The sequence below is a fragment of the Marivivens sp. ABH4_498 genome, assembly GCF_056160585.1.
In genome coordinates, this window is record NZ_JBSWXL010000003.1 from 527,959 (window position 1) to 540,507 (window position 12,549).

A 12,549-nucleotide genomic window follows, 5' to 3' on the forward strand; every position below is an offset into this window, starting at 1 on the left:
CGCGGCAATATGACCAAAGTCCTATTCGCAATAGGGCGTCACTACCCGATCGAAGGTGGATTTCAGTGCAACATCAACGTCTTCCATCGTGACGGGCAGGCCTAAATCAACCAAAGATGTTACGCCGTGGCCTGAAATCCCGCAGGGGACGATCCCGCCGAAATGCGACAGGTCGGGTTCGACGTTGATCGACAATCCGTGAAAGCTCACCCATTTTTTCAGGCGAATGCCTAGGGCGGCGATTTTGTCTTCGCGGACAGAGCCGTCAAATAGCAGCGGTTTTTCGGGCCGAGGCACCCAAACACCCACCCGTCCATCGCGGATTTCGCCCTGAACGTTGAATTCCGCCAGCGCCGCAATCACCCATTGTTCCATATCGCGCACGAAACAGCGCACATCGCGGCCACGTTTGCCGACGTCCAGCATGACATAGGCCACGCGTTGCCCGGGGCCGTGATAGGTATATTGTCCGCCGCGTTTGGATTGATAGACGGGGAACCGATCAGGTTCCAACAGGTCCGCGACTTTGGCAGATGTGCCGGCCGTATATAGCGGAGGGTGTTCGACCAGCCAAATTGCTTCGTCTGCGGTGCCATCATGAATGGCCGCTGCGCGCGTTTCCATGAAATCGACGGCGTCTTGATAATCGGTCAGACCCGTCGAGGTGATCCATTCTACCATGTCTTACGCGGGCAGTAGCCCGGCCTCTTTTATCGTGGGGATGTAACTGCGGCTTACGGGAATATCCGCGCCGTGGGTCATTGTTAATATAGCGCGGTCACCTTTGCGTTCGGCGCGGCTTACAGCCCTTTTCGCCACCCAATGTGATCGATGCACCTGAAGCCCGTCCGTATCGCCGACTTCGCGCATTGCATCAGACAAACGCATCAGTACGACAGTTTCCCCTTTTTCCGTTCGTATGCGGACATAATGATCTTCGACCGAAATTGCGACGAGCGGCGCGCGTTTTTCCAATTCAATGCGGTCTAAAATGGGTATGCCGCGTGATGCCTGCGGGGTGGGATGGTTGTCCGATTGGGCGAAATGCATGCTGACATGCGTAATCGTCGCCGTCACAACCGCCGAAATCGCAAACATCGAAAGGGCCGTGGGGATAAACGTTTCGGCCGTGACCCATGGTCCGAATACGGCATGGTTCAGCGCGAAAATAAAACAGGTCAACGCGGCGGCAACGATACAGGCCAGCTGCACTGTTTTTGCGATCGGCAGGGCGGCTGGCGTTTTCGGTCCGATGATAGTGCGCGACAACAAAAAGCCGATGCTATAACCGCCAAAGGTCACGAACGCCCAATATCCTAGTCTAGGCAAGAAACGCATGACCGTCGCCGTGTCGAATGGTCCAGAGATGGTCAGCACGATTGTCACGCCCATCAACGCGTAGAACGTAATCGGCTTTGAAAATTGTCGCCGCCATTCACGTAGCGCGAAATGCGATCGGGCGTTGGTCACGAATGCCTCGGTGTGGTTTGCGTATCTATGGTTGAGCCATCAATACCCGTCAGGCACAAAAATTTCCAGATCGACATTGAGTAAGTGAAAAGGAAATTACCATGACATTGCAGCCATTTATCGACGCAGGTTTTGTGGTCCAAATGCACGCGATTAGCGCAACGATTGCTTTGGGGTTGGGGCCGCTGGCGATTTATCGGCGCAAACGTGATCTGGTTCACAAGGTATCTGGCTATATTTGGGTCGTTGCCATGGCTATTACAGCGTTATCGTCATTCTGGATCCATGATTTTGCGATTGTCTGGATCCTTAGCCCGATCCATGCGCTGTCCGTTCTGGCATTGTGGTCGCTGTACATCGGGATGCGCCATATTTTTCAGGGGCGGGTCGCACAACACCGCGCCGTTTTTCGCAGCCTGTACTGGAATGGCGTATTGGTCGCGGCTTTGTTCAATTTCCTACCGGGACGTGTCGTGAACCGTGTCTTTTTCGATGAATATCGCACGGCGGGTGTCTATGTCATCGTTATCGGCGCAACGCTATTGGGGCTACGTTTGGCGCGTCAGTTGGGGCAGCGAAAATCGATGCAAACCGCCTAGAGTTAGGTCTTGTCTAGGTGTGGGTCTTCGGTTAGAGACCACGCACCATGTCAGGGCGTGCGGTCGTGGCGGAATGGTAGACGCGCAGCGTTGAGGTCGCTGTGGGGTAACACCCGTGGAAGTTCGAGTCTTCTCGACCGCACCAATATCCCAAAGGTTAGTGGATCCCTGCTGTTCGTTCGTCCAATCGTATATGTCCACGTGTTGAACGTATAGCTTGCGCAACTTTGATTAAACACAGCCAAAACGGCTCCGTTTTCACGCTTATCCACCGGTGTGAGAGAGCGAGTTATGGCTGTTTATACGATTTATGGTTTTGGACCGAATGATCTGATCGGTTATTCGGGTGGATTTCCGCAAGTCGGCACCACCATCACCTTAGATCCCAATTGGTCAGCCTCTACCGACGCGTATCGTTTCGATATCGAAGACGCGAGCCTCTTATTGTTGTTGGAAACGACCGACGATTTTTTCAGCGGTGACGGATCCAGACAAGAATTGGGTGACGATACTTATGAACAAACGCTTACTTTGCGCGATCCGAGCGGAACCGTGGTCGCATCTGGGCGTTCGTATCTAGAAGACAAGATGACTCTGACTGGGTCTGACGGGTCTGTCATTGATGTGTACACTGTCGAAATTGGCGGTGTGTACGTTGGTTCGATCGCAACGGGCCAGATGCAGCCTGGTGTGACGTACGAAGTCACCTCATCTGGCAACACGAACGGTGCCCCCTACAGTAGCTTTGTCGATCAATCGTTCGATTTGAACGCGGATAACGAATTTACCGGTCAGGATAACGTGAACGACACGCTGTACGGCGGGGGCGGCAATGACAAATTGTCCGGCCTGTCGGGTGATGACGTTCTATACGGCGGCGCAGACAACGATACAGTTGTCGGCAGTGAAGGAAACGATCAGCTATTTGGTGGATCTGGCGCCGATATCGTCGTTGGTGATGGGCAACTATATGATCTGTCCGTTCATGCCTCTGGCACGCCGATCACGCCGACAACGCTGACGATCACAAACAGCTCTGACGGGCCAATCACGCTCAGCCAGATTGGCACGGATGGATTGGCGACCAACATATATGTCTTGGCCGAAGGTGAAACCTATGTCTTGGCCACCCACACCGAGACCAATTTCGTCCTGCGCGATGAAAACGGTTTCTTTCTGGACAGTATCGAAGGCGGTTTTAACCTGTCCGTCACCTATTCTGGAACGTTCAACGATACCATTTACGGTGAAGATGGCACCGACGACCTGCGCGGTCAGATGGGCAATGATACGATCTATGGCGGCAATGACTCGGATACCGTTTATGGCGGCGCGGGCGATGATCTGCTGTATGGCGACGCTGGAGTCGATACGATCTATGGCGGCGATGATGCGGATACGATTTTCCAATCAGACGCTGACATCATTGATGGCGGGTCCGGTGGAAATGATTGGGACACGCTGGAAATGTCGGATGGGGGTGTGTCGATCACCTATTCATCGAATGAATCCGGCACGTTTAGCGATGACGGTGGTCTGACGACAGGGACGTTTACCGATATCGAACGCGTCAACGGCGGCGACGGGGCTGATACGATTGATGCCTCTGCAACGACGGGGTGGGCGAGCGTCTATGGCGGCGGCGGTAACGATACCATCACCGGCAGCAACAATACCGACGTGATCGACAGCGGTGATGGAACCGATACGATCTATGCGGGCGGTGGCGACGACACCATTTATTTCCAATCGGGTGATGACGTTGTGTACGGCGGCGACGGTAACGACGTTATCGATGACGTTCCAGGAACCCAGCTGGACGGCAATGACACCATCTATGGCGGTGCTGGGAACGATAGCGTTTGGACGGGCCGCGGTAACGATACGATATTCGGTGGGGACGGCGACGACTGGCTTTATGGCGAAGACGGCAATGACGTTCTGAACGGCGGCGGCGGCAGTGACGTTTTGGTCGGCGGTGCAGGGGATGACACCTTTGTTGTGTCGTCGGGGACCAACTATGTCGGCGATTTCGACATGGGCGATGCCAATGCCGATGGATTTACCAACGACCAGTTGGACGTCAGTGGTATTACCGATGCCGATGGCAATGCGATCGATTATCACGACGTCACAGTTGGTGTTGATCCGGATACAGGCTTTGCCATGCTGTCCTTTCCGAACGGAGAGGTCATGGTCCTGTACAACGTGACGGCCGATCAGGTTGATACCGGACCGGAAATGTTCAAAATCGGCATCCCTTGTTTCACAACGGGGACGATGATCCTGACGCCAGCGGGCGAAGTGCCTGTTGAAATGTTGCGCCCGGGTGATCTGGTGGTGACGCGCGATAATGGGCCGCAACCAATTGTTTGGGCCGGTGCCCGTCATTTGCAGGAAAATGAACTGCGTTCGATGCCATCGTTACGACCCGTTTTGATTCAGGCAGGCGATTGGGCAGGGGATCGCGGGCTATTGGTGTCACCGCAGCACGCGATTTCTGCGCGTCATTCTGACGGTTCGGATCGTTTCATCCGCGCGACACATTTGGCGCGTATGAAGGGCGGTAAGGTTCGCGTTGCAAATGGGGTAAAGTCGGTCACCTATGTGCATCTGATGTTTGAAAAGCATCAGGTTATTTTCGGAAACGGGATCGCCTCCGAAAGCTTTTACCCTGGACGCTTTGGGTTAACCGCACTAGGTCGCGAGTCGCTGGTCGAAGTGATGAAACTGTTCCCTGAGGTGGCGCGACTCGGTGCGGCTGTTGGGTACGGTGATTTGGCACGACCCATCGCGCGATTTAACGACCTGCCGCGACATATTCGCGACCTGTCCCTAGATACAATCTAAAGGACAGCCGACCATCATTGCATATCTAGCTGACCTTTTTTCCTGAAAGGTCACAATTTCGCGATGAATAGTTTTGCGAAGATGCCTTTCGTCGGTCTTTTGTCTGTAAATTGGGCGTTTTCGGCGTTTAAACGGTTTAACAGGTTGCAATATGCCTGAACGGCGGCTTTAGTTTGATGAGAACAGGCGGGCAAACTGCCGTAAACATCAGGGAGTGCCGTTTTGGCCGCAAGCGCAACGGACAAAGCGTTCGTCGAATTCGAACGCGTACAGAAAAGTTATGATGGCGAAACGCTCGTCGTCAAAGATCTCAACCTGACCATGCCCAAGGGCGAATTTCTGACCATGCTTGGGCCTTCGGGTTCGGGTAAAACCACGTGTCTGATGATGCTGGCTGGTTTTGAAACCGCAACGCATGGTGACATCCGCATCGGGGGCACGTCGATCAACAACATCCCGCCGCATAAACGCGGCATCGGGATGGTGTTTCAGAACTACGCCTTGTTCCCGCATATGACGGTTGCCGAAAATCTGGCCTTTCCGTTGGAAGTCCGGAAACTGGGCAAATCGGAACGCGAAGAAAAGGTAAAGCGTGCATTGGATATGGTTCAGATGGGCCAATTCGGTGGGCGCCGTCCTGCACAGCTATCGGGTGGTCAGCAACAGCGTATCGCGCTGGCACGCGCGCTGGTGTTCCAGCCTGAATTGGTGCTGATGGACGAACCGCTGGGCGCGCTGGACAAACAGCTGCGCGAACATATGCAGTTCGAAATCACCCGTCTGGCGCATGAACTGGGCATCACGACCGTTTACGTGACCCACGACCAGACCGAAGCGTTGACTATGTCCGACCGCGTTGCCGTGTTCAACGATGGCCGCATTCAACAGTTGGCCCCGCCTGACGCGCTATATGAATCGCCAGAAAACAGTTTCGTTGCGCAATTCATTGGTGAAAACAACACGCTGACGGGTAAAGTTGAAACGCTGTCCGGCGAACGCTGCACCGTCCGTTTGGACAGCGGTGACCTGATCGACGCCCGCGCGGTCAACGTCAGCGCAGTTGGCGACCGGACCAAAGTGTCGATCCGCCCAGAACGCGTCGAGATCAACAAAGATCGCTTATCCCCAGACGCCCACACGCTCAAAGCTGAAGTGTTGGAGTTCATCTATATGGGCGACATTTTCCGCACGCGCCTGCGCGTTGCGGGAACCGACGAATTCGTCATTAAAACCCGTAACGCCCCCGATCAGGTTCGCCTACAGCGCGGACAACAGATCGAAATTGGTTGGCTTGCGGACGATTGCCACGCTTTGGACGCCTAATCAGGCGTCCTTTGCGTATCAAAACGCACCGTTCTTACCCGGGAGGGGCGGCGCAAATAAATCAACCGGGATCTTTACGGGAGTTATGATTATGAAACTAACAAAAACCCTACTTGCGACTTCGGCTCTGACCGTTGCTGCGGGCGCCGCAATGGCCGAAGGCCACATGGCATCCGACATGACCCTGGTATCCTGGGGCGGCGCGTACCAGTCGTCGCAGATCAACGCCTATTCGGACCCATATCTGGCGATGAACGACGGCGTGTCGATCGTTTGGGATGAATCCTCGGCCGAGGCAGTTGCGAAACTGCGCGCGATGGCAGAATCCGGCAACATCACCTGGGATCTGGTCGACGTAGAAGCCGCTGACGCAATCCGTCTGTGTGACGAAGGTCTGGCGATGGAAATCGACCACGACGAAATGCTGGCAGCAGGCGCTGACGGTTCGTCCGCATCGGACGACTTTGGCGACTCGATCATTTCGGATTGCTTTATCCCGCAGATCGTATTCTCGACCACTGTTGGTTACCGCACCGACATGGTTGGCGACACTGCGCCTGAATCCATCTGTGCGATTTTCGACACCGACGCATACCCAGGCAAACGCGCGCTGAACAAACGCCCGCTGGCAAACATGGAATGGGCACTGCTGTGTGACGGCGTTGCCAAAGACGAAATCTATGACGTTCTGGCAACCGAAGAAGGTCAGGACCAAGCGTTCGCAAAACTGGACACCATCAAAGACGACGTGATCTGGTGGACTGCTGCTGCGGAAACTCCACAGCTGTTGGCTGATGGCGAAATCGTGATGGGTTCGACCTATAACGGTCGTCTGTTCGCTGCGATCGCAGAGCAAGGCCAGCCAATCGGCATGCTGTGGGACGCACAGATGCTGGACTTTGACGGTTGGGTGATCCCTGCCGACCTACCAGAAGACCGTCTGGCACGCGTCATGGACTTCCTGAACTTTGCAACCGACACCCAGCGTCTGGCTGATCAGGCTGCATACATTTCGTATGGTCCTGCACGCGCATCGTCGGCACCACTGGTTGGTACCCACGCAACTCTGGGCATCGAAATGGCGCCACACATGCCAACCGACCCTGCGAACTCGCAGAACGTATTCGTAACACAGTACGATTTCTGGGCTGATTACCGCGACGATCTGGATGCAAAATTCCAGGCGTGGCTGGCACAATAATCTGACCTGACAAACCTTTCGGGTTTGTAACGAATACACCATGCCCCCTGAACGCGGGGGGCATGGTCACCGGACAGGACCATTTCATGACAGACCAGACCCAGAGCGCCGAGCTGATTCAAACAGCCGACGGTAAATCGCTCAAATCCAGTTTGAACCGTGCATTGCGCAGACAGAAAATCCGCGCGCTGATGCTGATTGCGCCGCTTTTGCTGTTCATCCTGATCAGCTTTATCGCGCCGATCTTTGACATGCTTTTGCGGTCGGTCGAAAACCAGATCGTTCCAGACACCATCCCGCGCACAATCGAAGCGCTAGAGGAGTGGGACCCAGAAACCGGCACTGCGCCGTCAGAAGAGGTGTTCGCATCTTTTTACACTGACCTTGCCATTGCCGAAGAATACAAATCGCACACCCGTTTGGGATCGCGTTTGAACTATGAAAAAACGGGTATTTCGTCGATGTTCCGTTCGACGGGCCGCAAAGTGGGCCGTTTCGATACCGACGCATATACCGATGGCTTTACCGATGCGGATGCGGCCTATGCCGATCCTGCGCAATGGGCTGCGTGGATGGCTGATGACGCGGTGCGTTCGTCGCTGCCACTGACCACCGACGCCTATGACGCATGGGCATTGCTAACAGTCGAAGAAAACAACGACATTCCCGCCGAAGAAGACCCCGCCGATTTCGTCTACACCGCACTGTATCGCGATCTGATGAACGGCAATGCGGCGGCTGCGATGCCTGCCGTGGACGTATCGGCATGGGAACCTGTCGTAATCAGCGAACAGTTCATCGACGCAAACGACGGCTGGGCCGACCCAGAGGTTTGGGCAACCATCAAAACCTATGGCGGCAATTACACATCGGGGTATTTCCTGAACTCGGTCGATTTGCAGCTAACGCCTGATGGCGTTGAAACCCGCCCCGAAGACGAACGCATCTACATCACTCTGTTCGTCCGCACGATCGTTTTGTCGATCCTGATCACGGGCAGCTGTATTTTGCTGGGCTATCCGATCGCCTATCTGCTGGCGAACCTACCACTGCGCAGCGCGAACGTTCTGATGATCCTTGTGCTACTGCCGTTCTGGACATCGCTGTTGGTCCGTACATCCGCGTGGAAAGTTCTGCTGCAAAATCAGGGTGTTATTAACGACATCCTTGTGTGGATCGGGATCATATCGGACGATAACCGACTAGAGCTGATCAACAACGCAACCGGTACGATCATCGCGATGACGCATATCCTGCTGCCGTTCATGATCCTGCCGCTGTATTCGGTGATGAAAACGATCAACCCGTCTTACGTGCGTGCGGCGAAATCCATGGGCGCAACCGATTGGACGGCGTTCTGGCGCGTCTATTTCCCGAACTCCATTCCAGGTATCGGGGCAGGGTCGATCCTCGTGTTCATCCTAGCGATTGGTTACTACATCACCCCCGAACTTGTCGGCGGTACCAAGGGCGTATTCATTTCGAACCGTATTGCCTACCACATCTCTAGTTCTTTGAACTGGGGTCTGGCGGCGGCACTGGGCAGCATCCTGCTGGTGCTCGTTCTGGCGCTGTACTGGCTCTATGACCGTCTTGTCGGCATCGATAACGTGAAACTCGGAGGCTAAAAGACATGTCCGCACTCCCCCCATATGCAAGCACAGGTCAACGCGCGTGGTTCTATAGCTACCGCGTGATCTGCGGGCTGATCTTTTTCTTCTTGATCGCGCCGATCCTTGTGATCATTCCGCTGTCGTTCAACGCGCAGGATTTCTTTACCTTTACGCCTGAAATGCTGCGTTTGGACCCAGAGGGTTATTCGCTAAAGCACTATCAGGATTTCCTGACGAATTCTGATTGGCAATTGGCGCTTAGCAACTCGCTCAAGATCGCTCCGATTGCGACGCTGATTTCGGTATCTTTGGGTACGTTGGCAGCGATCGGTCTGTCGCAGTCCCACGTGCCGGGTCGCCGCGCGATCATGGCGATCATGATTTCCCCGATGATCGTACCGCTGATCATTTCGGCAACGGGCATGTATTTCTTCTACTCGAACCCATACATCCCAACGCCATTTGGCAAAGTGTACCTGCCATTCACCCTGACGGGGACATACGCGGGCGTGGTTCTGGCGCATGCGGCATTAGGCATTCCGTTCGTGATCATCACCGTGACCGCAACGCTGGTGGGTTTCGACAAATCCCTGACCCGCGCGTCGGCGATGATGGGCGCAAACCCAGTGACCACATTTTTCCGTGTGCAAATGCCGCTGATTTTGCCCGGTGTTATTTCGGGTGGCCTGTTTGCCTTCATCACATCGTTTGACGAAGTCGTCGTGGTGCTGTTCGTCGGATCGGCCCAGCAGAAAACGCTGCCTTGGCAGATGTTTACGGGCCTGCGTGAACAGATCAGCCCAACCATTTTGGCAGTGGCAACGATCTTGGTCTTTATCTCAATCTGTTTGCTGACAACGCTGGAAATTCTGCGGCGGCGGTCTGAACGGCTCCGCGGGATGAGCCCGGGTTAAAAGAAAGGCGGCCATTGGCCGCCTTTTTCTATGGTAGGATTGTCAACCAGATGGACGCCGTGACGACCGTTGCGGCCGTGCCGATCAACACGGCAGAGGCGGCAACCCTTTGGGCATGGCCGTACATGGATGCGAATAGGAACGCATTCACGCCCGGTGCCATTGCCGCGGTGACCACAGCGGAACGGAAACTGTCGGTCGGCAGGTTAAATGCGCCGCCCATCACGTAGACGACTACTGGGTGGACGATTAGGGACACGCCAACGATATAGGCCACGGTCAGCATGTCGCCTTCGGGTTTGTAGCGATACAGAACGCCGCCCAACCCGAACAGAGCCGTCGGCAGCGCCGCGCGGGCCATCAGATCGACGGCTTCGGTAAATACGGTCGGCAGGGGCAGGTTGGTCACATTCACCGCGATACCCGCCAGAATGCCCACGATCAGCGCGTTGTGCAGCATGGCGTTGGCCACTTTACCCGGCAGTTTGGCCAGTGATCCGCCGCGATTTTTGACGATCTCCATCGCGGTGATGCCAACGGCATAGCAGAACGGCGAATGGATCGCGATGATGGCATAGTTCGCGGCCAGCGCGTCTGCGCCATAGGCGCGTTCGGTGATCGGCAGACCCAGCAACAGCGAATTGGAAAACAGTCCGATAAACCCGATGGCAATGCAGTCTTCCCAATCACGTTTGAACAGGAACCGCGCGCCCAAAATACCGGCGGCGAAACCGGACAAAGCGCCCGTGTAAAACGCGCCCCACAGCGCAGGGTCAAAGCTGGCGGCCAGATCCAATTGGGTCATCGACCGAAACAGCAGCATCGGGATGGCGAACCCTTGGGCAAAGGTCATCAGCGCATCAACGGCGGCTTTGCTGAAATATTCGCGCCACGCAGCGGCATAGCCAAAGGCGATTACGATAAAGACAGGTAAAACGACCTGTAACAGGGTGGCCATGTTGGGCTCCTTCGGCGGAGCCCGCCGGACATTAAATAGTAAACGACAGCTTTAGGCCGTCATAAGCTGGGATAATATGGTCAGGCGTTTCTGCTGCAACCGTTTCATAATCAAGGTCGATATGCATGTTGGTCAATACGGCCTGTTTTGGCTGTACGCGGTCGATCCATTCCAGCGTCTGCGCCAGATGCGAATGGGTTGGGTGCGGATCACGGCGCAGGGCGTCGACAATCCAGCAGTCCAGATCGTTCAGGCTGTCCCACGCGTCATCATACATCGTCGCGACATCAGGCAGATAGGCCACATCGCCAATCCGGAACCCCAGCGCGTCAATCGATCCGTGGTTCACGCGGAACGGGGTCAGAACGATATCGCCGCCAGCGCCGGGAACGGTCACATCGCCGTCGATGTAGTTCAGTTCCAAAATGGGCGGGTAAGGCGATCCTTTGGGTTGGACAAAGGCATAGCCGAACCGCGACAGAAGGCTTTCGGATGTATCGCCATCCGCCCAAACCTGTAGCCGCTGGCGCGTGTTGAAAACCACCTGACGCAGGTCATCCAACCCGTGGGTGTGATCCGCATGGGCGTGCGTGAACACGACCCCGTCCAACGTGCCCGCGCCTGCGTCAACCAACTGATCCTTCATATCGGGCGACGTGTCGATCAACACGCGGGTAACGGCGTCGCCTTCCGTCCGTTCGACCAGAATGGAACAACGGCGGCGGCGGTTTTTCGGGTTTGATGGATCGCAGTCACCCCAGTTGCCGCCGATACGCGGCACGCCGCCCGACGATCCGCAGCCCAGAATGGTGATATCCAGTCGCGCCATTACAGATGTGCCTTTGTAAATAGTCGGTCAAAGTTCGCGGTCGTTGCCGCCGCAAAATCATCATAGGTCATGCCGAACACATCCGCACCGACTTGGGCCGTGTGGATGGTGTAGCCTGGTTCGTTGCGTTTGCCGCGGAACGGTTTGGGGGCAAGGTAGGGGCTATCGGTTTCCACCAGAATGCGGTCCAGCGGGGCGGCTGCGAAAATATCGCGGACCTCTTGGGATTTTGGGAAGGTCGCGATGCCCGACATCGACAGGTAAAATCCCATGTCCAGCGCCGCGCGGGCCAGTTCGGGCCCCGACGAATAGCAATGCATGACGCATGTATAGGCGCCGTTATCCATGCCTTCGCGCAGAATTTGGGCCATGTCGTCATCCGCGTTACGGCTGTGGATGATCAGCGGCAAACCCGTTTCGCGGGCGGCATCGATGTGAATGCGCAGCGACTTTTTCTGAATGTCGGCGCTGTCGGGGGTGTAGTGGTAATCCAGACCCGTTTCGCCAATGCCCACCATTTTCGGGTGTTTGGCGTATGCCACCAGCTGATCAACGCTGACCAAAGGCTGATCGGCGGCGCTCATTGGATGGATGCCGACGGCGTAAAAGACAGGGTCAAAGGTTTCGGCGATTTCGCGGACCTTTGGTTCGTTGTGCAGTTTGGTGCAGATCGTCACCATGCGTTCGACGCCCGCATCGACGGCGCGCTGGATCACATCGGCGCGTTCTTCGTCAAAGTCGGGAAAGTCTAGGTGGCAATGGCTATCTACGATGGCTGCGGTCATGGGTGCC

At 55.5% G+C, this 12,549-nt stretch carries 11 protein-coding genes and 1 tRNA gene; 7 read left to right on the forward strand and 5 right to left on the reverse strand.

All coding sequences use genetic code 11. The annotated features are described in order from the left end of the window. Window positions 1-21: 21 nt before the first annotated feature. Both lipB and ACXAGA_RS09995 read right to left on the reverse strand, forming a co-directional pair. Window positions 22-681 (reverse strand): lipoyl(octanoyl) transferase LipB, encoded by a 660-nt coding sequence (gene lipB / locus ACXAGA_RS09990; RefSeq protein ID WP_475117328.1) that lies wholly within the window; start codon window positions 679-681, stop codon window positions 22-24. Between the two features lie 3 nt (window positions 682-684). After that, window positions 685-1,470 carry a LytTR family DNA-binding domain-containing protein gene (locus ACXAGA_RS09995; RefSeq protein ID WP_475117329.1) on the reverse strand — a complete coding sequence of 262 codons (786 nt, stop codon included), beginning with the start codon at window positions 1,468-1,470 and terminating at the stop codon, window positions 685-687. Window positions 1,471-1,571: 101 nt separating this feature from the next. Here ACXAGA_RS09995 and ACXAGA_RS10000 point away from each other — a divergent pair, with 101 nt between their 5' ends. The 7 genes from ACXAGA_RS10000 (at window position 1,572) to ACXAGA_RS10030 (ending at window position 9,970) form a co-directional block, all read left to right on the forward strand. Further along, entirely contained in the window at window positions 1,572-2,069 is a 498-nt protein-coding gene (locus ACXAGA_RS10000) for a DUF2306 domain-containing protein (protein WP_475117330.1), read from the forward strand. 59 nt (window positions 2,070-2,128) lie between these two features. After that, window positions 2,129-2,214, forward strand: a tRNA-Leu gene (locus tag ACXAGA_RS10005). Between the two features lie 146 nt (window positions 2,215-2,360). Beyond that, window positions 2,361-4,919: a Hint domain-containing protein gene (locus ACXAGA_RS10010; protein ID WP_475117331.1), complete on the forward strand. Its 2,559-nt coding sequence runs from the start codon at window positions 2,361-2,363 to the stop codon at window positions 4,917-4,919. Between the two features lie 222 nt (window positions 4,920-5,141). Beyond that, window positions 5,142-6,242, forward strand: coding sequence for an ABC transporter ATP-binding protein (locus ACXAGA_RS10015; protein ID WP_475117332.1), 1,101 nt, complete (start codon window positions 5,142-5,144; stop codon window positions 6,240-6,242). 91 nt (window positions 6,243-6,333) lie between these two features. Next, the gene (locus ACXAGA_RS10020) at window positions 6,334-7,443 is read left to right on the forward strand and encodes an extracellular solute-binding protein (protein WP_475117333.1); all 1,110 of its coding nucleotides are present in this window, start codon (window positions 6,334-6,336) and stop codon (window positions 7,441-7,443) included. Between the two features lie 86 nt (window positions 7,444-7,529). After that, window positions 7,530-9,071 (forward strand): ABC transporter permease, encoded by a 1,542-nt coding sequence (locus ACXAGA_RS10025; protein ID WP_475117334.1) that lies wholly within the window; start codon window positions 7,530-7,532, stop codon window positions 9,069-9,071. Between the two features lie 5 nt (window positions 9,072-9,076). Continuing rightward, window positions 9,077-9,970 carry an ABC transporter permease gene (locus ACXAGA_RS10030; RefSeq protein WP_086450080.1) on the forward strand — a complete coding sequence of 298 codons (894 nt, stop codon included), beginning with the start codon at window positions 9,077-9,079 and terminating at the stop codon, window positions 9,968-9,970. 28 nt (window positions 9,971-9,998) lie between these two features. Here ACXAGA_RS10030 and ACXAGA_RS10035 read toward each other — a convergent pair whose 3' ends face one another. From ACXAGA_RS10035 to ACXAGA_RS10045, 3 genes are read right to left on the reverse strand one after another with little or no spacing between them, the layout of a single operon-like run. Then, entirely contained in the window at window positions 9,999-10,928 is a 930-nt protein-coding gene (locus ACXAGA_RS10035) for an AEC family transporter (protein ID WP_475117335.1), read from the reverse strand. A 31-nt stretch (window positions 10,929-10,959) separates the two neighbouring features. Continuing rightward, window positions 10,960-11,757: an MBL fold metallo-hydrolase gene (locus tag ACXAGA_RS10040; protein WP_475117336.1), complete on the reverse strand. Its 798-nt coding sequence runs from the start codon at window positions 11,755-11,757 to the stop codon at window positions 10,960-10,962. After that, complete coding sequence (locus ACXAGA_RS10045) at window positions 11,757-12,542, reverse strand: TatD family hydrolase (protein WP_475117337.1); 786 nt, start codon at window positions 12,540-12,542, stop codon at window positions 11,757-11,759. The genes ACXAGA_RS10040 and ACXAGA_RS10045 overlap by 1 nt, the downstream gene beginning before the upstream one ends. Window positions 12,543-12,549 lie beyond the last annotated feature (7 nt).

Excerpts from the sequence above, each read along its gene's own strand:
- lipB (WP_475117328.1), bottom strand. The coding sequence starts at position 681 with ATGGTAGAATGGATCACCTCGACGGGTCTGACCGATTATCAAGACGCC.
- ACXAGA_RS10000 (WP_475117330.1), top strand. The coding sequence starts at position 1,572 with ATGACATTGCAGCCATTTATCGACGCAGGTTTTGTGGTCCAAATGCAC.
- ACXAGA_RS10010 (WP_475117331.1), top strand. The coding sequence starts at position 2,361 with ATGGCTGTTTATACGATTTATGGTTTTGGACCGAATGATCTGATCGGT.
- ACXAGA_RS10020 (WP_475117333.1), top strand. The coding sequence starts at position 6,334 with ATGAAACTAACAAAAACCCTACTTGCGACTTCGGCTCTGACCGTTGCT.
- ACXAGA_RS10025 (WP_475117334.1), top strand. The coding sequence starts at position 7,530 with ATGACAGACCAGACCCAGAGCGCCGAGCTGATTCAAACAGCCGACGGT.
- ACXAGA_RS10030 (WP_086450080.1), top strand. The coding sequence starts at position 9,077 with ATGTCCGCACTCCCCCCATATGCAAGCACAGGTCAACGCGCGTGGTTC.
- ACXAGA_RS10035 (WP_475117335.1), bottom strand. The coding sequence starts at position 10,928 with ATGGCCACCCTGTTACAGGTCGTTTTACCTGTCTTTATCGTAATCGCC.
- ACXAGA_RS10040 (WP_475117336.1), bottom strand. The coding sequence starts at position 11,757 with ATGGCGCGACTGGATATCACCATTCTGGGCTGCGGATCGTCGGGCGGC.
- ACXAGA_RS10045 (WP_475117337.1), bottom strand. The coding sequence starts at position 12,542 with ATGACCGCAGCCATCGTAGATAGCCATTGCCACCTAGACTTTCCCGAC.